Source organism: Vibrio sp. 10N.247.311.13, assembly GCF_041467595.1.
In the GTDB taxonomy this organism is placed as follows: domain Bacteria; phylum Pseudomonadota; class Gammaproteobacteria; order Enterobacterales; family Vibrionaceae; genus Vibrio; species Vibrio crassostreae_C.
The window spans coordinates 1-20,281 of the sequence record NZ_JBFSUX010000077.1; the positions used below are offsets into that span (position 1 = coordinate 1).

Genomic DNA, 20,281 nt, shown 5'->3' on the forward strand with positions numbered 1-20,281 from the left:
CCGATCCACTGTTGTCAGCGGGAGCTATTGTTGACAAAAGAGGGAGTCCATGTAGCCCAATTAAGGGGTGAACAACGCCTACACCCAAACCTAAAGCATTGTGCCATAAACACTAAAACTGAAGTAGAAACAAAAATGCCAAGCGTTGTGAATCCCTCTTAAATTGCTTGTTAGCAGTGTTCTAACGTCTTACTGCTGTTACTGTCACTTCAATAAGTACGTCACCTTCTAACGCAACACCTAGGCACGCTCGTTGAGGCCAGTGTTCTGGATTTTCACCCAACCACTCGCACCAAACTTTATCCATTTTAGGTTTATCTGGCATATTGGCGATAAACACCTGCGCACTTACTATTTGAGTTTTATTAGAACCTAATTCTTCAAGGTTTTTGTCTATCGTTTCTAGAGTCAGTTTAGTTTGACCAACTATATCCAGAGAAGTGTCTGATGATGTTGCTACTGTCCAAACCAAGTCTTTATATGCTGAGGACTTATTTCGACCTTGATAGGCACCCCGCTTCCTTTCAATCACTTTGTTCTCCTTGAACTGCTAACATTTTAATATCGTGCAGGCACGAATTCACACTTTCAGCATATCCGAAATTCATTGCTTAACCAACTGAAAAATAAGCACATAATACAGTATAAATCCGATTTTCAGGTGCAAACCGTGCAAACACACATAGCTTCCTATTCAAGGCACGTTATCACTGAAGAACTTCCATTTAGTTACCGACTATTCAATAGCTTAGAAACACTTAAACAACGTATTCGTGCGTAGCTGTGATTGAAGATCAGTCTCTAGTGGTCTAGTGGGTTAGAAATTTGGGGACAAAGTTAGAACTCTAGGCATGAGGAAAAGTAAGGCAAGTTCCTGAGTTTGAAACAGAGTTCACCCCCTCTCTGGCTCACTTTGGGGCAAAAGCTTGTTGTAATAAAAGTCACGAAAATAAAAGTCACGAAAACACCCCATGCTCTAAACGGCCGATCAAATTGAGTACAGCCTTGGTATCTTCGGCTGTCGAAAGCATATCAATTGGTCGTTTGTTGCCAAGCCCTCGAGCTGGGTGCTTGAGCCAGTGATTAGCAGCGTCTTCACTACCAAACAGTGCTAACGCAGTCTGGAATACTTTATCAAAATTCTTTTGGGTTTCTTTATTCACCTTAAACTCCGCCTAAATTTATGTGATAAGTCTTATACACCATACCTACATTAGGAAAAGTTGGTCAAATAATGATTAGCTAACTTATAGATAGTAATGAGCTCAACAAAAATGGGGCATTTTTGAGCTAGCAGCATTTACTAGCTCTTTCAGGTTAAGGGTAATCCAAACTGAAGTGTGGAATTAACGAGCCTCTAAGCCGCACTACCCAGAGTCAAAACGCTGAATTTTTATTGACTTAAACGACTTGGTAAAACAATAGGCCTACTCAAGAAGCCAAAAATGCCGATATTACCCGCTGTTTAAAAGCTCCGAGCCGAAGCTCATCAAACGCGCCAAATGCGACATCAATATTCTCAGTATTCCTTGTCGTGCTATTCCATACCAACTTAGAGCTAAGTCCTCCTCTCTCTTCTAGCAACCCCTTTTCGCTCAGACGGTTGCGCTTAGTATCTTGCTCGGCTTCTGCAAACTTTTCCCATTTTGCATATATACATGACTCAGGAATATCTTGTTCGATCCTTTCTGCATAGTCAATCAAGCTTTGTTCAGCAAAAGTGAATAGCCACGCTTGTTGATTTGTCGCGCCGTTCACACGAAGAATTCGCCCGAGCACCTGTCTGAAGTACAATTCGGTTTTGACTGAACTCATGTGACAACACACTTGAAGGCGCGTAATATCGGTCCCCTCACTAATCATTCCAACGCTAACAATCCATTGAGTATCGCTTCGTCTATAACGTTCAATCTCTGCTAAAGGCTCTTCATGCCGGTAGGTCACTATTGAGACCGATTGAGCATACTTTTCAGAAAGTACCTTTTTAATTGTTTGTGCGTGCTGAACTGATGCAGCAACAATTAACCCTCCAGCTGTCGGGGATCGAGAACGGATTTCTGCAAGCTTTTTGCAACCCAACCCAAGTAAGTACTCAATTGCATCTTCATTATGAATGATGCTTTGATATGAGGCCTTAGTCTGCTTAATCATTTCCAATATTGAAGAAAAAGACTCCACCTTCTCATCGTTTGTCACGGTCAAATGTTCATTATCAACCAAAACAATCTTAGGGGGTCTGCAAACCTTATCGCCGATTGCTTGCTTCAACGTGTATTGATAATCAACCAAAAGTATCCCGTCAGGATCGCTGTACTGCCCCAATACTATCGGCAAAGAGTCTGAACGCCACGGAGTCCCTGAAAGAGCAAGGGTATACGTTGCGAGTCCTTGAACCTTTGCAAGGACTTGTTGCCCCCAAACATTCGCATTTTCAATATCTGTACCAGAGCAATGGTGTATCTCATCAAAGACCACAAAAACTCGATGATTCCTTAGCGTCAACCAAAACTCCTCATTTAGAAATTGAATCGACTGATAAGTGAGAGATCGCCCAATAGAACCTAATCCACCATTAAAGGTACAATTAAGAATCTGTGAAAAGGTTTTCTTTATTCCGCTTGAAACCGTTAAAGAGGGTGAGAAACACAATATAAGGTCGATCTTGTCCTCTTGCAGCAACCTTGAAGCGACCGTCGCAGCCAGTACCGTTTTTCCAGCACCTGGAGTTGCTTGGCAGAAGAAGTGCTGCTGGTTTGAGCTGTATTTCTGTAATGCGTTCTCTGAGCATTCTGCCTGCCATTGCCTTAGCACGACTGGTTGTCCTCACAAAGTGTTTTGAGAACACTGGTAAGTACATTCACTCTTCCTAACAATTGCGCTGAATGCTCTCTTGCTTGCTCAAGAAGTGGAAGCAACCTCGGCTCGAGCTCAGGAAAGCGCCTACAGAGAGATTGATACTCATTAATCTCCCCAAAAACAATCTCTAGTTCACCTTTGTACTGATTGCGTTCGAGCCTTAATACCGAGTAATCAGACGAGGTGGAAAAAGTAACCTTAGTGTTGTCTGGGTCAGTATCGATTTGAAGACCTTTAAATAAGTCTGTTTGAAAGTATCGTTTCTGCTGCCCCGTCCCTTCAACTCGAAGGCAATTGTTCTTCACTAAACGAAGGAGCTGTCGATAAACCTTACGACGAGCATCATCCAGATCAACATAGGAGTCATAAATCGAAACAAATGCATCTCTTAGCTCAACAACTAAAAAACCATCCATCTCTTTTTCAATCAATAGGTTGTGCATTTCATCACTGATTTTCAAAGAACGCTTCATGTATCGCATATACCACTAAAATACTAAGGATTGCTTAGTATACAGAAATCAGTAAAACTAAGAAAATCTTAGTTACCGTGAGATCAGAGACATGAAACTCAAGTGCCATTCGAAAACCCAATTCCAGTGCGGCTCAAAGAAGTCCGCAAAAAAGCAAACCTCTCTCAAAAAGCATTGGGAGTACGTATAGGTATGGATGAAAGCTCTGCTAGCCCTAGAATGAATCAATACGAGAAGGGTAAACACACCCCAGACTTACAAACCTTAAAGCTATTAGCCGATGAACTAGGTGTACCTTTAAGTTACTTTTTCTGTGAAGATGCAAGCGCCGCAGAACTAGCATGTATTGTTTCTCAAATGACAGAGAGTGAGAGGAAAGAATTAATTTCATCATTGCTAACCAAAAGTAAACGTGAAGTCTAGTTGCACTATCCAGACTTAGATTTGGTCTGTGGCCTGACTAAATAGGTACTATTTAGGCTCTTTTACTGTTTCTATTGGCAGAATTCAAAGGCGTAATTACCAAGTACGTCCACACAGTATGTCCACTCCCAAGCAAGGATCTGGACAGAAATGTGTTTACGCCCATGCGCTCATAAAAACTACTCTAGCCCCTAAGGCTTGTGTCGTCTCTAGAGTATTTCTACCTTTTATTGCTAGATTAGATATACATTTACCTTCTGTAGGTCGAAACGTTTATTTAGGGACATCCTGACTAGGCTAGCCATCATGTGTCCTCTTTTGGCCAAAGTCCTTTCAATATGTCGCCAGTGTTAGGGCGACACTCGAAATGGTTCTGTGTATGCGCCAGCAAGTTTGCTAAATCATGAGCATTACCGCAGACGTCGTCATACGCACGATAGATCTCTACCATCTGAGCAACCATTGTAGCCATAGCTTCAGAGTCACTGCCAGTCTCGAGCTTAGCAGAGAGCAATTCGACTTTGGCTTCTAATCGTTTGATTTTTTCGGCCTGCTTTCGGATCAACTTATCCTTATCGGTTTCAATTCTCTGCTGTTTTTGCTGATCCTTCAGAATTTTGATTCTCGCATGCAGTTCAGGATAATGGCGTAAATTGGCTGTAGTAGTTCCTGCACGTTTAGCAACTGCGTTAGGATTTATCTTCACTCCCTCTTGAATCATCCTATCTAGAGCTGCATAAAGTTTCTCCCTCGTGGACTGACTCATACTCCAACCTCCCCAAATGGTTGATTTTTACCAGTTTCAACATGTTCTATAATCATCCTTGCCGCTTTAAGTGTTGCGTGCCATGACTTAGCTTGTAACTGGTAGGGAGCCTGTTGCTCAAGTGTAGCTTTTTCAAAAATACTCAATTTGTTTAATGCGTAGCTTTCCATCGCTTTCCAATGCGGTAGGTGACGCTCACTAACGATGTAGTTACCGCACAAAACACAACCAGTCGGAACAGCCGCATTTTTGATCTTGCAGTCCTCGCCGCCTGTGCATAGACCATGTGGTAAGCCCCTAACCCCATTAAGGTGCTTAACTAAGAAGGCAGTGTACTGCTCCACATCTTTGAAATGCAGTGTCTTTTTTATGGTGGATGCGGAATTGTCATCATTAATTATATCGATATTAGTAACACTGATTTGAAGTGCTTCAGCAGCCTTAACCCAGCGCTGACCACCACCGCCTGACAGGCGGCGAACTTGAGCCTTAGCCACCAATTCGGTTGCCAATTTCTCGGTTACCTGAGCATCGAATCCCTCAATAACATCCAGAAGTTCTTCTATGGTTTCATATCCACGGTGTGAATACACCATAGACATCGATGAGGATAAGTGCTTAAACTGATACTTAATATCATCAAGGTCACCAAGTCGGTTAGCGATAATAAACCAAGCGAAGGTGTGTCTAAACTGGTGCGGAGTGATATTGAACTTGTCGCCTGACCTATATGTAGTGCGACGACTCCTCCCCCCCATTCCCTGATAGTTACAACTCATCATATTAAGTTGTTGAATATCGCGATCTGACAGTTCAAAGCGGTATTCATTTAAGTTGAACCTACCGTCTTTACCTGGAGAGTTCGACCGTGTATTTAATTTACATTTATCAGTAAAACTTATTGAACGCTGGCTAGGTATTGTGCCAAACAGTTTGTCTTGTTTTATTCCATCCTCTAAGTAGTAGATGAGCTCTTGCGTCATCTCATCTCTATGGTGTTCAAGAATCACCTGCGCTCGTTTATGTAGGGACTTGTTGAAACGAGACAGTAAGCTAATTGCGCGGTATGCATCTGCATTACTAACCCAGTTTAGGGTCATCCGGCCTGGAGAAGTCTTAGACAGTACTGACCGGATATAGAAACGGTCATCACGAGATTTCGCGGCATTGTTTTTCAATGCTGCCACTTCCTGATTTCGCATACCCGAGAATGTTAGTACTTGTACATAAACTTCAACCCGGAGACATTTAAACGTCTCATACAGGCGTTTGAGATCGCCTTTAAAGTCATTATCATAATTGGGATTGGACGACACATAACGGCGAACAATATCGTTTGAATTTTTTGCTAGTTTTTCTGCGAACTTCGGCCTCCCTTCTATTAGTTTATTGATCAGGCGTTCGTTAGCGTCCTCCCACTCGGGAAGTAGCCTTTCAGCCTCGTCAATTCGATCTTTGGACTGTTGGATCACCTTCTTAAGTATCCCAGTAGGGATCACTGGGTGTGAGCTACTGTAATCCTTAATTTCAATACTTGGGATGGCATCAATAGCTTCATAAAAGGTGGCTGCCGTATCATCGCTGAACAAACTATAACGATGAATAACTGGCAAACTATCCTGAATCGTTTTACGTGATGATGCGGTTCCCTGCAAATCCATACCGTTCTCAGTATTGCTTGCCATTAGAAAGTTATCTAACAAGTTTCTCTGTATAATGGGGTGGACTTGGTCAAACTGCCGAAAAGAAATGTAGTTTCTCTCGCTGAGAAACAGGGCAAGCTTTTTGATCGGCGCAAGCATACTTCGCGTCGTTGACCACCTAAAGCCATAGTCACCCTCAATATAACCAATCTTATGATAAAGAAGCGCAAGAGACTTAAGTTCATAGTCAAATAGGGGCAAACCCGTAAACGATATTTGACCGTCTAAGCGTCCCATTCCTTTGAATTCGTTGTCACCAAAGCTGACATTTTTTATCAGATTTAGCTGACCACGCTCCGTGCGCCACAAAACGCACTCATCTAGTCGTTGGTATTGATCTAAACACAGTTCCTTCAGCTTCAATTGCCCTGCGGGGTCAATCAGATGCAACTGGTCTATAAGATATGTAATGTCCACATGCTTTCCTTTTTATTGCATGCCACTTGTCGTACTAGCTAACATCCAATCTGAGTGGATACCATGCTCTTCCATGTAGAACTCTGCTGTTTTACGACAGTTCGGATTTATAGCATCCATATCGGCTAATACCTCATCTACTCGCTGCATTAGCAGGCGGGTATACTCTTTTTGTAGCCCCGTGTTCAATGACTCACCGATACTCGCCTCCATGTCAGCAATAACAAAATTACGATATGACAGAAGCCGGTAAGCATGCTCAGCATCCGCGATTCCGCGATAATGTTCACACCACAGGCAGGCATTGAAGTCGGCACAACGTTCGCTATCCTCCATGCCAAGTGCCTTGAATAGCGCATGGTTTGCTTTGTTGTAAGCTTGAGCTTGTACATCATTGCCTAGCGAGGCGCATTTACCATTCGGTACTTGCTGCCAATATTCTTCTGTTTCTGTGATTATTTTGATTTTCTCAATAATGGGCCGACCATGGAAATAATCTCCCATGATTGAAATGGCATTTGATAACGTTTCCTCACTGGCCTTTCCATCGTATCTAAAGTAATGCTTCTTGAATACTTCCCAAGTATGGTTCGACGCTGCCTTGTATTTTCTTACGTCCTTACCTACTTGGCGATAGATGAAATTTAGCCCCCCTTTTCGAATCCTGGTAGGCGTAAATAGGATAGGGCAATTATTCGCCGACAGCAGATCATTAATGCCTTTTTTAAAGCTGCCCTCCGTTAAGCGTTTTGTCCGACCGTTGGAGTGCAGTCCATCATTGAATATCATCAGCGACGTTTTGAAAGGGTGTGTATCTGACAAGTTAACCCTGATGCTTGCAGATAGGTCATTCATTATGAATTGAAGGTCTCTGATCACCGACAACACCTCTTTACCAACCTTGATATCATCAGTAAATAACGCGTCGGCTCTGATGTCAGTGTCAAAGCGATTCCATTGGGTGTCGTAGTTAGCACGAGGCTTGAACAGCCGAACAAGGTAAGAGCGCTTACCGGCGAACTCAACCTCGAAGAGGTCCCCCACCTCCAAGTTTAAAACAGGCGTAAGATTCCAGTTAGTTTTCAGAATGATGCGCGCCACTCTCAGCCAAAGTTGATGCAGACGCGGCAGATCGTCTTTCGCCAACAGCAATTCAATGTGAAAAGCCAGTTGTGCTACTTCCTCTAGAATATAATAGTCATCTGTATCTTTCTTATCATTCAACAAGTTGGCGCGACCCGCATCAATTGGGAAAGAGTCTACCCAAGTAAAACCATGCATCGCAGAAAACTCTTTGAGTACCCTTTGACTAGTGTGAGCAGTCTCTGAACTGATATCGCCCGACTTGAAACGTTGCTGTATTCGCTCCAAGCATTTCTTCATGATCCTATGATGATGAAGCGAGAGTGCTCGCACCCCCTTTTTTGCTAAGCTATTTTTTTCCCTCGTCGTGAACAACCCATCACAGAATTCAAAGATGGGTTTCAAAACTCGGAAGAAGCTATATACCGATACATTAGCTCGAGCGTCATGTGCCATAGAGCCTAGCATTCTATCTTTAGCCTTAACTATATCGCAGCTAAGAGCCGGATAATTCTCATGTATATACTGGATCGAGTAATAGCGAAAATCATGAGGATCACCTTCATGGGGAAACTCAAGAAAATACGGATAATAGCGCTCCACTTTAATTCTATGACCTACCAGAAATGACAGCAGCCCCGTAAGGGCGATATAAGAGTTCTGTAAACTGGTTCCAGCCATTGTCGGCTTAATGGACAATTTTTTCTCAATGTTGGTATTTTTCTTTTTTAACGATTGTGACATTTCATATAACCATCGAAGTAACTTACCTTCATTTTCCAAGAACGCTAAGGCTCCCTTGTCATAAATCAGTCGACGGTCGTCAGTGTCAAGCTGGTCTTGAAGTTGATTGATCCATCGACCTACGCTGGGAAAGTTGCTCACAAACTCTTTCGGCGATTTTCCAATTAAAGCATCCTCATGACTTTCAGCTACCTTTAATAAATATTCTTGGGCTTGCTGAACCATTTTAGGAGAAATTAAATAGACCGCCTGCAGGTTTCTCTTAATACCATCGTACTCAATAGGGAAGGATTTCACTGTGGCCGGAATGGCTTTTTCGTTGGGGCCTAGAATGCTCGGGTCACACTCTCGCAACAACACCAATAACGCAAGTTTGTCCTGTCTTGTAAGGCAGGCGTTAAGTGCCTGGAGACAATTTTCAGCATCCGAGGCGATGTATCTGAGGCCTTCTGCCTGTAACCCCTCCTTGATTTGGTTGTCTTGAGCGGCAGCAACCAACCCAGAGACTGCTGGTTGAGTTTTTAGTATGGCCCGTTCAGGCATTGCGCTTGCTGCTACATAGCGCATGATTAAAGCTTGGCACTCTAATATCAGCTCAGTGGAAATTTGGTAAAGTGCCGCTAGTGTGTAAGTGTGTGCCTTGTTCTGATCTGGTAATCTAATAGAACTTGGAGATATCAGGTCTGGAGGATTATTCTTGAACGACCTCAACAAATATAAAATAGCTTTTGATAACTCTGAAACACCCTTATTCCCCTTAACTCCCTCCTTGTGTATAAAGACCACTTCAGCGCATTTCTCAATCTTCATCCAATAGTCACGATCTGACAATAACACTTGGAACCCCTGTAGCAGAAGAGGGGCTGCATCATCACCCAGTTTAGTTACTAAATTAGATAGATTTTCCGCGAACACCTTTAAATATTTGATTGTAACTTGGTATGTCCATCCACTTTCACGCCCGAGAGATCGCTGCACAACCAGGTATGCGTCATTTGCGATCTTTATGGACACCGCGTTTATCACATCAAGCTGCTGTTTGCAGATAGGACTACACTGTGGAAACATCGGTATGTTGACGTCAATGTTAGACGTGTTTTTTTGCATTGGCGTCCTCATATAACCAGTTCTTTTGTTTCTTCGCAAAGCAATGCCTGTAATGGTTGGTAAATTTCAGTCACCCAAGGCGAAGCAACATTACTGAACGAGCAATCCGTTTTAGCGAAATCAATGTAACGTTGTGAAGTCTCAAAGTTAGAGTGTCCTAGTTCGCGAGTTAACGTGACCTTGATAAATTGATCCGAGTACCCGGCTTCAAGCATATAACTGGCTAGGTATGTAGCAAACGTCGCTCTAAGATCATGGAACGAACGCTTTAGGACAGGCCGCCCTTTCTCTTTTTCCTCAGCTCGAACAATGGAAATCATGTTGCTGACACTACGTTTTGTTGTTCGACAACCCATATTGTTGATGAACAAAGGCAGTTTGCTATCAAGCCCTTGTTTTATCTCGTATTTCATACGGCGGCTTGCGTATTCATCGCTATTAACGAAAGCCCAAAGTTTCCCCATCAACTCTCGGGACAGGGTGAAACGGCGTTCCTTATTTCCTTTTGATGACAGGATGGTAATCTTGAACTGTTTGTTCGAAGCGACGTCAGGGTTCTGAAGGTCTTCGTAGTTTAGTTGAACTATATCCATGGTCCTAAGACCACAGCGGTAACCCAGTTCGGTCCAAAGTGCGTAGTTATCTTTTTTTAACGTATCGCTACTGATCAGTGAATTAAGCTCATTGAGCGAGTAAGGTTGTAGCCCATCTTCTGGCGATGATTGTTTCTGTATGATCTTTCTCGGGAGCGCCAAGTTGGTTGTGAACACGGGAATTCCACCTTTTGGGGTGGGCCCATTACCCATACCAAACAGCAAGCTAGCCAAGTTAGACCCGCAATTACTGGTCTTATAGCCACGCTTTCGGATAGTTTTGGTTATATGCTTGAATGGAATTGATTTGATTCTATGGTTTTTCCATGCCCATTCATAAAATGTTTTAACTATCTGAATACGGTTGCTCGCATAATGGTAGGAAAGTTGACCTGACTCTACATGGTTCATTAAGTCTTCACGAAATCGCCATACGGGCAACAACTCTAAACTTGACAAACGATCATTCAAAGGTTCGGACAGAGACTCAGCCCAATCAACATCGTTGTCGATGAGCCAGCGCAGGAACACTGCCAGATGCTTTGCTGAAACCTCTACAGTGGCAATGTCGACGCGAGAAGCTCGGGCTGAGGCTCTGGTGGTTTCTGATTCAGCCAAATGACTACGACCTTTTGTATTGTTCCTCTTAATGGAATACTGACCGATATATCGATGAATTAAGAAAAGGTTCATCTCCAACACATCTGACACCCGAGACGGTGAAACAAGCACCGGGAACTTATCCACGAACTCATCCCTTGCATACCTCACTGTCCGCAACTTGATATGGGGCGCAATTGTGGTCATCTGGTATTCACCACTGTCATCCACAACGAACTCTGGGTGACCCCCAACATTGACCCGAGTTGGTACCACTTTGACCAATGCTTGTAACTTTGCGTCTTTATTTGGTGTCATCGGTTTCTCCTAGTTGCTGTCTGTTGGTTTTTCCGTGGTCAACAATGATGCGTTAACGCCGCCTATTTACATGATTTGGACATGGGTATAATTTTTAATAATAGTAATAAATGAAGGTTTATCCTAATTAGTTACGTGAAGGTAGGCGGCAGTGATGTTATCAACGGCACTATGTCGGCTGGTGACTTAGCGGCGTTTGTGTTCTACGCAATTATGGTTGCTTCATCGTTAGGTACGATTTCTGAAGTGATGGGTGAACTGCAACGCGCGGCAGGTGCGACCGAGCGATTAATCGAGATCCTACAAGTTGAAAGCCATATTGTTGCGCCAGTTGCGAATCCAACTTCGCTTGCTAACGTAACGCCAGAAGTTGCATTTGATGATGTGACCTTCTGTTATCCATCAAGACCGGACCAACCCGCAACAAGCAACCTCACGCTTACTGCCCATGAAGGCAAAGTGTTGGCACTGGTTGGCCCGTCTGGCGCAGGTAAAACTACCCTGTTCGAACTGCTGCAACGTTTCTACGACCCACAAGTGGGTAAGGTCACCTTAGGCGGTGTTGAACTGAATCAGTTTGATCCTAACGAGCTAAGAAAGCAGATGGCATTGGTACCGCAACAACCTGCTCTGTTCAGTAACGATGTGTTCCATAACATTCGCTACGGCAACCCGCAGGCAACAGACGAGCAAGTGATCGAAGCGGCGAAGAAAGCGCACGCACACGAGTTCATTCAAAACCTACCTGATGGCTACAACAGCTTTCTTGGTGAACGTGGTGTAAGGCTTTCTGGTGGGCAGAGACAACGTATTGCTATCGCACGTGCCATCTTGAAAGATCCAAATATTCTATTGTTGGATGAAGCAACCAGCGCACTAGACAGTGAAAGTGAGCATCACGTACAACAAGCGTTAGAAGAGTTAATGCGTGGCAGAACGACGATCATTATCGCCCATCGATTATCAACAATTAAACACGCCGACCAAATTGCGGTGCTCGATAAAGGACAACTAGTAGACATCGGCGACCACCAGTCTCTCATCAATAGCTGCGAATTGTACCAACGCTTGGTTGAGCTGCAATTCAAACACCTTAGTGCCTAACTATTGAGTGGATGTGCAACTAAGTCACTGACATTGTGTGGTTTCAAGCTTCAAAAACTTAAATCACGCGTGTTGCAGTTTTGTTAATTTAGCGGTAGGGTTTTTATTCCAATAACAACTTATTCCGATGAAGGATAAGTAAATAACGTTAATTACACAGATAACAATAAGAGAGTTCGCATGGAAGCACTATTATCTGACTACCCGGTAGTAACAGAAATCCCTGTCGCTTGGGGAGAAATGGACGCACTCAATCACGTTAACAACGCTGTATATTTTCGCTATTTCGAAACCGCTCGCTTAGATTTTTTCAAGCACGTCGAGCTGATGGAAGAGATGGCGATTACCAAAGTTGGTCCTGTTCTTGGTGACACTTACTGTAAGTATTTCCTCCCAGTCACGTATCCAGATACCTTGATGGTCGGCTCACGTGTTACCGATATTCAAGATGACCGATTCACCATGGAATACGCGATTGTCAGTAAGGCTCAACAGAAACTGACGACCGTTGGCACTGCGACTATCGTGATGTTTGATTTTGCTTCGAACCAGAAAGCCTTGCTCTCGCTGCGCTTAACCAATGAAATCGAAAAGATGAACACGTTGAAAAGCCCATGCTTCAAACAAGAAGCCGTGACAGAATAACGTATTCGTTGGTTGAGAAAGATTCAGAAAGTTTCAGACATTAAAAAGGCCACTCGATTGAGTGGCCTTTTGTTTATTGGTTCAGAGTGCTAATAAGCGGTTGAGCGTTATAAGCCTTGAACGCTCTTTGCGTTAGAAGCTATAAGCCTTACAGCCCATAGACATTGAACCCTATAAACCTTGTACGCTATAGACCTTGCACGTACTGAGCATTAGTTCGAACTTCAACCATCTGCTCTAGGTTCTGTTGTGAACCTTCAACGCCGTTCAGTAGCGCTTCGAAATGCTTGATAAGCTCAACTTTGTCTTTCACTTCTTTAGAACCTGCACCGATGTTGGTTAGGTCAATGAAGAACTCGTCGAACAGACCAGAGAAGTCAGTTACTGCGTCGTGGTTCAAGAACTGCTCGTGGTTGTAAATGCTTGGGTAGCCACCCTTCTGTTTATCAACCGCAAAAGAGATGCCTTTCACGTTGGTAATCGTGGTCGCTTTCTCACACTTCAACATACAACCTGCTTCGATGCTTGGCTTGTTACAACCCACGGTTCTTTGGAAGAAACACTGACGGCTGGTCATCATCAAGATTGGGTGGTAAATGCTGTAGAACAGTTTGAAGTTCTCTGGGCGACGAATATGACGAATCTGACCTTTGTTGATCTCGTTCGAAATGAATGCGCCTGCACAGTTCAGCTCTTCTTTCAGAGTAACCAGTGCGTGAGAGTTGGTCGTGTTCATGAACGGGCCTGCAACCCACTCAATACCCATCTCGTAAGCTTTGTAAGCAATACCCGTGTTGTTGGTTACGATGCGAGCTGGCTTGATCTCTTCAAGAATACGAACCGCTTCGTCGTAATCTTTACCGATCAATACCGCTGGGAACCAAGGAATCAAACGTGGGTTTGCTGCCAAGATGTCGATGTACTTGTTACAACGCTTCTTGAAGCTTTCTGGAAGTTTGAAGTAAACATCCGCGTCAGTCACGTCACACAGGTGTAAGTCTTCTACATCGGCGATAAGCATCGACATAGTCGGCTTCTCGTTCACTTTAGGGTGCTGAGGCAGTGCTGGCACTTCAACGTGCTTAATCACTTCCACAGAGCCGTTCAGAATGAAGTCGATCTCGTCTTTTAGGTCTGAAACTTCTTTTAGAGGAATCAACAAGCCTGCATCCACTTCACTGAAGTCGTGGCTTTCTAGCGTGTGAACTGCACTCTTCACGTTTTTGAAGCGCTTCTCAAGTAGCTCTTGAGTAATCGCCTTCTCTTCAACCGCTTTCAATAGCGATTTAGATTGAAGAGTAAAGTTCTCTTTTGGCGTGTTCACAGTCACCGTAAATGGTTGACCCTCTTTTGCGCTGAACGACAGTGCTACTGGTGTCTTACGAATATCAAGGAACTCGATCTTGTCACGCATTTCGTTACCAAGAACGTCTTTCGCTTGGTGAAGTTCGTTGGTCACTTCTTGAATTTGTACTACTGAGATTTCGTTGTTCTGCTCCGTCGCTTTCTCAACAGCGTAGTTCATGCTGTTGTCGCGCGGGTTATCGATGAACATGTCTTTCGTTAGGTTGCCCTTTAGGAAAGAGTTGGTGAAATCACGGTTGAATACTTTGTGCAGGTTCGAATCGTCTTCTATCAACAAACCACTTTCCACAAAGCTATCAATCTGTTTACGCCATGTGTCTACCACGGTGTAAACGTAGTGTGCGCCTTTAATGCGGCCTTCTACTTTCAGTGAGTCGACTTTCGCGTCAACCAATTCAGGTAGGTCGTAGTATGCTGAGTTATCTTTCAGGTTGAGTGGGAACTTGTTGCCCGCGTTGGTGATTTCGTATTCATCACGACACGCTTGGCTACAACGACCACGGTTACCTGAGTTACCCACACTTACTGAGCTTGAGTAACATTGACCAGAGAATGCGATACACAGAGCGCCGTGTACGAACACTTCGGTTAATACGTCGTGATCGTGTGCTACTTCCGTCAGCATCTTGATTTCAGGCAAGTTCAACTCACGAGATAAGTTAACGCGCGTTGCGCCAATCTTAGACAAGAATTTAATCTGGCCTTCGTTGTGCGTTGTTAACTGAGTCGATGCGTGAACGTCTAACGATGGGAAATGCTTCTTCACTAGGTTGAACAAACCTAAGTCTTGAACAATGATGCCGTCCACTTTGGTGTTCACAAGCTGGTTCAGCAGTTTGGTGATGCTCTTAGTCTCGTGCTCCAGTAGCACAACGTTAAGAGTCAGGAACACTTCACAGCCGTATTCATGAGCAAGGCGAATCACACCATTCAATTCGTCTAACGACAGGTTAGAGGCTCTGTTACGAGCGTTGAATGTGTCTAAACCACAATAAACTGCATTAGCACCCGCTACGATGGCGGCTTTTATCGCTTCTACATCGCCACCTGGGGCTAATAACTCAATTTTTCTGCTCATTTTTGAAGTCGCTCACTTACTTATAATTTTTAAGCCGCGTATTCTACCCACATCACGATCTCTTTACCACCGTACAACACTTTTCAAACTAAATGACCTCAATAATGCCGAACGAATCCGATCTACCTATCCTTTATTCTTTACGCCGTTGCCCTTATGCAATGCGCGGACGAATGGGCATCGCACTATCACAGCAAAAAGTGTTACTTCGAGAAATCGTTACCAAAGACAAGCCTAGCGAACTATTGGCCAGTTCGCCAAAAGGAACAGTGCCTGTATTGGTGTTACCCAATGGACAAGTCATTGAACAGAGCTTAGATGTGATGAACTGGTCACTTCAACAAAACGATCCTCAAAATCTTCTGCGTTCAAGCAATCCAACGCTTAGCGAACAAGTTCAGCAGCTCATTAAAACCAACGATGAAGAATTTATTGGTCACTTAGAAAGGTATCGTGCATCGGTTCGTTACCGAAACATCGATGTTGAACAACGCCGACAAGCCTGCGAAACCTTCATTAAGCAGTTAGAAGTGCGACTTACCGATCAGCCCTACTTTTTTGGAGAAAGCCCAAGCTTGGCCGATTTTGCGGTGATGCCTTTCGTCAGTCAGTTTGTGCGAGTCGAAAAGAAGTGGTTTGTGAAATCGGAATATCAAAACGTAGGACGTTGGTTAAGAGCGCACCTTGAAAGTAAGCTCTACACCCAAGTCATGAAGCAATACCCTTTGTGGAATGAAACCAAGCAAGATTGTCTTTTTGGATAACTTAAGAGAATTTTGGGTGACTTAAGGGTATCTAGGGTGATCTAGGGGAATTCTGGAATAGATAATTCCTAGGTATTAAAGTAGTTACGTGACACTGTATCTTCTTTGTAAAGAACAGATATTCAAAGGCTTAACTGGGATTCCGTTGTCTCTTTACCGGTAACTACTGTCTCTTAACTGGCAAACACAGTCTAAGCTAAGCCTTTTGTTCATTTTAACCTGATCACTGAATCGCTATCGAAATCTCGACTTCAGTTTCACCTTTGTATAGTTCAAAATCTGTCGTGTAAGTTCTCACATGTGGGCAGTCAGCAGCGCTGAAATACGCCCACACTTCACCCCATAGGTCGATCACAGCTTGTGGTAATTCACCTTCAGCAGAAAACGTTAAGTATTTACCTGCTTGTATTTCGGTTTCTACAAGCGTATCAACATTCTGATCCGTAAGTGCATTAGTACACGCGATAACATCAAATTCGCCCGTAAAGTCAGACTCGTAGTTAGTGTAAACGCCATACACTTTTGAATCCGGTGTTAATTTCGGAAATGCTTGGTCAAAAAAGCCCTGCCACAATTGCCCTATCTTGGCTCTTGCTGGGTCCATCTCATCGGTATTGGTGGTTCTTACTGAAAAACCATACGCCTTTACGGCTTCTATCGTTTCAACTTTCATTCGTTCTATTCCTAAGCCAATTGACGATCTAACTGTATTGAATCCAATGTTTTATAAGATAACGATGCTAATCTTGTATCTCTTTATGGCCACATTTTTCACAGACAAGGTGACGAGAAAACTCATCCATTGACGCGACAAACGGGCCAAGGAACCAACCTTTTATCATGCCTGCCCAAAACTCACTTCGCTTTTGGTTAGGTTTGTCTGCAAACGCACTCGTCTTTCTGACCAACACAACAACATGTTGTGTCTCTTCTCTGCACGCGGTGCAATAGCATTGTTCTATGGTTCTATTCATTTGAAAGCCTATGACGTTTTGAATGAAACATGCTGAAAGTGAGGGTTGTCGACACAGACATCCAATGTCGCTATTTGAGTTAATACGACAAGTTGTTGCTCGCCTTGAGTACTGACTTTAATGCACTCTTCACGGCTGTCATTGCGCTGGGTATCTAACCCGACACATTCCATCTGCTCGCCAGATTTCAGCGTTAATTTGATTGGGTATCGGTGCATACACACAATCTCAATATAATCGTAATCGTTGCAACTAACCATAATACCCTTCCAATTCATCCACTACGCTAATGCGACATGCCATACTATTCAATATCTTTACAATCAATAAGTTACTCATATCACAATCGCATTGCCATAATCAGATTATTGAGTAATTTGTTAAATTTAATCTCGTTCTCACCATTCACATTTCATCTGTGAACGACAATTTAAGGCTTCAAGAATCCTTTCCAATAATGGTACAAACCACCAATGTCTGAAGAACACATTAGCGACATTGCGCCTTTGATTTGTTCTTCGCTCCATTCCCACCATTTCATTTCTAGCAACTGAGCGATTTCAGTCTCATTGAAACGATAACGGATATGGCGTGCTGGGTTTGAACCGACAATCGAGTATGGCGCGACATCTTTAGTCACAACCGCTCGACTTGCGATGATGGCTCCGTCACCAACCTTAACACCACTCATGATCATGGCTTCTGTACCAATCCACACATCGTTACCAATCACGGTATCACCAGAGCGTTCAAAGCCGTCTATCGCACCTTCAAACTTCTCATCGTCTTGATAGAAAAACGGGAAGGTACTCACCCACTGGTTTTGGTGGCCTTGGTTGCCCGCCATCATAAACACGGCGCCAGAACCAATCGAGCAGTAGCTGCCAATGATCAGCTTATCGATGTCGGCTCTATCCGGTAATAGGTAACGCGCACAGTCATCAAAGCTGTGGTTATGGTAGTAACCCGAGTAATAGCTGTGCTCGCCCACGATGATGTTCGGGTTGGTCACTTGTTCTTTGAGTGACTTTCCAACAAACGGGCTTTCAAAATAGTTTTTCATGGTTGTACTCTTAGTTTCGTTCTTTTAGTTAGGTACTTTTGTTGCGTGTCTATGGTTTTAACTTGTTTATCTGAGTGTAAAGGCCAACGTGCCCTATCGACCGCCCGCAATATCAATAAATGAGCCGGTTACATAAGAAGCTTCGTCTGACAGTAACCACGCGATAGAGTTAGCGACCTCTTCTGGCGTGCCACCTCGTTGTAATGGTAACTGCGAAGCTAGTCTGTCTACGCGATCAGGCTCTCCGCCGTCTGCGTGCATTTCAGTGTAGATACAACCTGGCCTTACACCATTCACTCGGATATTGCGTGAAGCCAATTCAAGCGATAAGCCTTTGGTCAGTGAATCCATCGCACCTTTGGATGCTGCGTAATCCACATACTCAAACGGTGCACCTGTGCGAGAAGCGGCAGACGATACATTCACAATCGAACCCGCGCCATCAGCTTGTTTGATAAAGGCTTTACTGCACAGAAAGCAGCTTGATACGTTGGACTTCATCACCTTTTCAAAGCGATCCAATTCAATATCAACCAATGGTGACTGGGTAAACAAGATCCCGGCATTATTGACCAAATGAGTCACTGGGCCTAGCTTGTTACGAGCAATCTCAAACAAAGATTTCACATCCGATTCAACAGACACATCCGCCCGCACGCTTATCGCGGTTCCGCCTTGTTCGCGAATCTCGTTCACTAGATCTTCAGCTCGCGACTCATTGTGTATAAAGTTAACGCATACGGCATAGCCTTTACTGGCCAATAATTTAGACGTCGCTGCGCCAATACCTCGGCTCCCGCCTGTTACAATCACTACCTTGCTCAATGAAACCTCCTAATGCACTTGTTTGTTATAACCTGGGTTTTCGTTACAAACTGATCGTATCGATACAAACTAATTTTTCGATACAACCTGAACCCACTGCGATCGCCAAGCCGGCGCTTCGAATGGGTCTGGCCAAAACTCAGTTTGCTTTTGAATTAAACCGTCAACCACCGTGTGAAAGGTGATCACTCGGCCTTTCAACACACTGTCAGTGACCGAAACGTCCGTGACTACCGTATCACCTTCACAGACAATCGAATTGAGCGTGAATTCCCAAACACCATTGGCTGGGTATTCAGTATTGATTGCAGTGAAGTTGTCGCGCCCTAACGTCAATTCAGACGACTGCGGCCAATAGCCTTCAAAATCTGCGGTTAGCCATTCACCTGCCTTTGCAAAATCATTACTGCGCATTGCATCCCAAAATCCCAATACCACTTGTTTTGGTGTCATTATTCTTCCTTAAAGTCATTCAGGTGTGGTGATTTTTAAATGTCTGCTTCGTTATGCGTACTTGCTAATGATCGTTAAAAGATCATCGACACTATTAGCAATGTAATCGGGCTTGGTTTGCCAATTTTCAGGTTTCGATCGGCTATAACCTGCTGCAACGGCAATCACTTTTGCGTTTTTACCCAGCGCGGCTTCAATATTGCGAGCAAACTGTGTGTCCGCTTCATGGTCACCGATGTACATCAAACAAAGCTCGTTAGTCGGATCGGCGCCAAATATGTTCTCGACACATTTCACACCACCAAATGGATGGGGTTTTTGGTTACCGTTCGAGACATCGTCATAGCCCACGACCGATTTAAACAAATCACCAATGCCATAACTGTCGAGCACACCACGAATATTCAATTGAGAGTTTTGAGAGCAGATCCCATGTGGAAGATGAGCAAACTGATTAACCACGGTTTCCATTCCTTCAAACAAGGCAACGGCTGTTTGGTTTTTCTCTTGATGCTCTGCCCACATCCCACCAGCGATCAACATTTCGTCATGGGATAAGCCGTAATAGTCGACATAGCCCCGTGGTTGGCTTCATGATAAAGCGCTTCGCTAAGCAAATATTTAGGTAAGTTATCACCTGACAAGTGTGGCGCGACTAAAGAGATAATGTCTTTTGTGATTGCGATATTCTTTGGAACGGAATTGACTATGGTTCCATCGTAATCCCACAGGATGGCATCTAACTTCATGGTGTATCTCGTTGTTTAAATTGACGATTTCAATTTATCACTTGAAGCCCTGTTGAGGGAAACCTTATTGTCTTGAATTTGAAAATTAATCCAACCCGAACAAAGCTAGAGCGCAAACCGTTACTAGGGCGTGTTGATCTTTCGTGAGTGTTTTTTGAACAGCATGGTAAAGAGTTAT

At 43.8% G+C, this 20,281-nt stretch carries 18 protein-coding genes and 2 pseudogenes; 4 read left to right on the forward strand and 16 right to left on the reverse strand.

Features of this window, described 5'->3' with window-relative positions; all coding sequences use genetic code 11:
- Positions 1-181: 181 nt before the first annotated feature.
- The 4 genes from AB6E52_RS20895 to AB6E52_RS20910 form a co-directional block, all read right to left on the reverse strand.
- A complete protein-coding gene (locus AB6E52_RS20895; RefSeq protein ID WP_017068152.1) occupies positions 182-532 on the reverse strand; it encodes a RidA family protein in 351 nt (116 codons plus the stop codon).
- 424 nt (positions 533-956) lie between these two features.
- Positions 957-1,163 carry an antitoxin Xre/MbcA/ParS toxin-binding domain-containing protein gene (locus AB6E52_RS20900; protein WP_016785584.1) on the reverse strand — a complete coding sequence of 69 codons (207 nt, stop codon included), beginning with the start codon at positions 1,161-1,163 and terminating at the stop codon, positions 957-959.
- A 268-nt stretch (positions 1,164-1,431) separates the two neighbouring features.
- Positions 1,432-2,811, reverse strand: coding sequence for a DEAD/DEAH box helicase (locus AB6E52_RS20905; protein WP_016785583.1), 1,380 nt, complete (start codon positions 2,809-2,811; stop codon positions 1,432-1,434).
- Positions 2,805-3,317, reverse strand: coding sequence for a hypothetical protein (locus AB6E52_RS20910; RefSeq protein WP_277815865.1), 513 nt, complete (start codon positions 3,315-3,317; stop codon positions 2,805-2,807). The genes AB6E52_RS20905 and AB6E52_RS20910 overlap by 7 nt, the downstream gene beginning before the upstream one ends.
- Before the next feature lie 114 nt (positions 3,318-3,431).
- Here AB6E52_RS20910 and AB6E52_RS20915 point away from each other — a divergent pair, with 114 nt between their 5' ends.
- On the forward strand, positions 3,432-3,752 hold the full coding sequence (locus tag AB6E52_RS20915; RefSeq protein WP_016785581.1) for a helix-turn-helix domain-containing protein: 321 nt from the start codon (positions 3,432-3,434) through the stop codon (positions 3,750-3,752).
- A 304-nt stretch (positions 3,753-4,056) separates the two neighbouring features.
- Here AB6E52_RS20915 and AB6E52_RS20920 read toward each other — a convergent pair whose 3' ends face one another.
- From AB6E52_RS20920 to AB6E52_RS20935, 4 genes are read right to left on the reverse strand one after another with little or no spacing between them, the layout of a single operon-like run.
- Positions 4,057-4,518 carry a hypothetical protein gene (locus AB6E52_RS20920; RefSeq protein WP_016785580.1) on the reverse strand — a complete coding sequence of 154 codons (462 nt, stop codon included), beginning with the start codon at positions 4,516-4,518 and terminating at the stop codon, positions 4,057-4,059.
- Positions 4,515-6,638 carry a tyrosine-type recombinase/integrase gene (locus AB6E52_RS20925; RefSeq protein WP_016785579.1) on the reverse strand — a complete coding sequence of 708 codons (2,124 nt, stop codon included), beginning with the start codon at positions 6,636-6,638 and terminating at the stop codon, positions 4,515-4,517. Before AB6E52_RS20925 ends, AB6E52_RS20920 begins: the two co-directional genes overlap by 4 nt.
- A 12-nt stretch (positions 6,639-6,650) precedes the next feature.
- Entirely contained in the window at positions 6,651-9,572 is a 2,922-nt protein-coding gene (locus AB6E52_RS20930) for a hypothetical protein (RefSeq protein WP_133151355.1), read from the reverse strand.
- 8 nt (positions 9,573-9,580) lie between these two features.
- Entirely contained in the window at positions 9,581-11,083 is a 1,503-nt protein-coding gene (locus AB6E52_RS20935; RefSeq protein ID WP_016785577.1) for a site-specific integrase, read from the reverse strand.
- A 141-nt stretch (positions 11,084-11,224) separates the two neighbouring features.
- On the opposite strand from AB6E52_RS20935, the pseudogene AB6E52_RS20940 reads away from it, so the two are divergent.
- Together AB6E52_RS20940 and AB6E52_RS20945 are read left to right on the forward strand one after the other, a co-directional pair.
- Positions 11,225-12,187: pseudogene (locus tag AB6E52_RS20940) on the forward strand (ATP-binding cassette domain-containing protein); the annotation flags it as partial.
- A 180-nt stretch (positions 12,188-12,367) separates the two neighbouring features.
- Positions 12,368-12,832 (forward strand): thioesterase family protein, encoded by a 465-nt coding sequence (locus tag AB6E52_RS20945; RefSeq protein WP_102319787.1) that lies wholly within the window; start codon positions 12,368-12,370, stop codon positions 12,830-12,832.
- A 187-nt stretch (positions 12,833-13,019) separates the two neighbouring features.
- Here AB6E52_RS20945 and AB6E52_RS20950 read toward each other — a convergent pair whose 3' ends face one another.
- Complete coding sequence (locus AB6E52_RS20950; RefSeq protein WP_102319786.1) at positions 13,020-15,275, reverse strand: peptidase U32 family protein; 2,256 nt, start codon at positions 15,273-15,275, stop codon at positions 13,020-13,022.
- Positions 15,276-15,448: 173 nt separating this feature from the next.
- Between AB6E52_RS20950 and AB6E52_RS20955 the strand changes: the two genes are divergently transcribed.
- Positions 15,449-16,039: a glutathione S-transferase gene (locus AB6E52_RS20955; RefSeq protein WP_241910564.1), complete on the forward strand. Its 591-nt coding sequence runs from the start codon at positions 15,449-15,451 to the stop codon at positions 16,037-16,039.
- 223 nt (positions 16,040-16,262) lie between these two features.
- On the opposite strand, the gene AB6E52_RS20960 is transcribed toward AB6E52_RS20955, so the two are convergent.
- The 7 genes and pseudogenes from AB6E52_RS20960 to AB6E52_RS20990 form a co-directional block, all read right to left on the reverse strand.
- Positions 16,263-16,712, reverse strand: a complete 450-nt coding sequence (locus AB6E52_RS20960) for a GyrI-like domain-containing protein (RefSeq protein WP_102319784.1) — start codon at positions 16,710-16,712, stop codon at positions 16,263-16,265.
- Between the two features lie 67 nt (positions 16,713-16,779).
- Positions 16,780-17,013 carry a hypothetical protein gene (locus AB6E52_RS20965; RefSeq protein ID WP_017068340.1) on the reverse strand — a complete coding sequence of 78 codons (234 nt, stop codon included), beginning with the start codon at positions 17,011-17,013 and terminating at the stop codon, positions 16,780-16,782.
- 8 nt (positions 17,014-17,021) lie between these two features.
- Positions 17,022-17,273: a Rho-binding antiterminator gene (locus AB6E52_RS20970; protein ID WP_102319783.1), complete on the reverse strand. Its 252-nt coding sequence runs from the start codon at positions 17,271-17,273 to the stop codon at positions 17,022-17,024.
- Positions 17,274-17,443: 170 nt separating this feature from the next.
- Positions 17,444-18,076: a type B chloramphenicol O-acetyltransferase gene (gene catB, locus AB6E52_RS20975; protein WP_102319782.1), complete on the reverse strand. Its 633-nt coding sequence runs from the start codon at positions 18,074-18,076 to the stop codon at positions 17,444-17,446.
- Positions 18,077-18,169: 93 nt separating this feature from the next.
- On the reverse strand, positions 18,170-18,901 hold the full coding sequence (locus tag AB6E52_RS20980; protein WP_004733853.1) for a glucose 1-dehydrogenase: 732 nt from the start codon (positions 18,899-18,901) through the stop codon (positions 18,170-18,172).
- Between the two features lie 69 nt (positions 18,902-18,970).
- Entirely contained in the window at positions 18,971-19,354 is a 384-nt protein-coding gene (locus AB6E52_RS20985) for a nuclear transport factor 2 family protein (RefSeq protein WP_102319781.1), read from the reverse strand.
- 51 nt (positions 19,355-19,405) lie between these two features.
- A pseudogene (locus AB6E52_RS20990) lies at positions 19,406-20,103 on the reverse strand (HAD family hydrolase).
- Positions 20,104-20,281 lie beyond the last annotated feature (178 nt).

Bases quoted from the DNA above. Each gene is read 5' to 3' on its own strand.
- AB6E52_RS20970 (WP_102319783.1), bottom strand. From the start codon at position 17,273: ATGGTTAGTTGCAACGATTACGATTATATTGAGATTGTGTGTATGCAC.
- AB6E52_RS20950 (WP_102319786.1), bottom strand. From the start codon at position 15,275: ATGAGCAGAAAAATTGAGTTATTAGCCCCAGGTGGCGATGTAGAAGCG.
- AB6E52_RS20960 (WP_102319784.1), bottom strand. From the start codon at position 16,712: ATGAAAGTTGAAACGATAGAAGCCGTAAAGGCGTATGGTTTTTCAGTA.
- AB6E52_RS20985 (WP_102319781.1), bottom strand. From the start codon at position 19,354: ATGACACCAAAACAAGTGGTATTGGGATTTTGGGATGCAATGCGCAGT.
- AB6E52_RS20965 (WP_017068340.1), bottom strand. From the start codon at position 17,013: ATGAATAGAACCATAGAACAATGCTATTGCACCGCGTGCAGAGAAGAG.
- AB6E52_RS20955 (WP_241910564.1), top strand. From the start codon at position 15,449: ATGGGCATCGCACTATCACAGCAAAAAGTGTTACTTCGAGAAATCGTT.
- catB (WP_102319782.1), bottom strand. From the start codon at position 18,076: ATGAAAAACTATTTTGAAAGCCCGTTTGTTGGAAAGTCACTCAAAGAA.
- AB6E52_RS20920 (WP_016785580.1), bottom strand. From the start codon at position 4,518: ATGAGTCAGTCCACGAGGGAGAAACTTTATGCAGCTCTAGATAGGATG.
- AB6E52_RS20935 (WP_016785577.1), bottom strand. From the start codon at position 11,083: ATGACACCAAATAAAGACGCAAAGTTACAAGCATTGGTCAAAGTGGTA.
- AB6E52_RS20930 (WP_133151355.1), bottom strand. From the start codon at position 9,572: ATGCAAAAAAACACGTCTAACATTGACGTCAACATACCGATGTTTCCA.
- AB6E52_RS20945 (WP_102319787.1), top strand. From the start codon at position 12,368: ATGGAAGCACTATTATCTGACTACCCGGTAGTAACAGAAATCCCTGTC.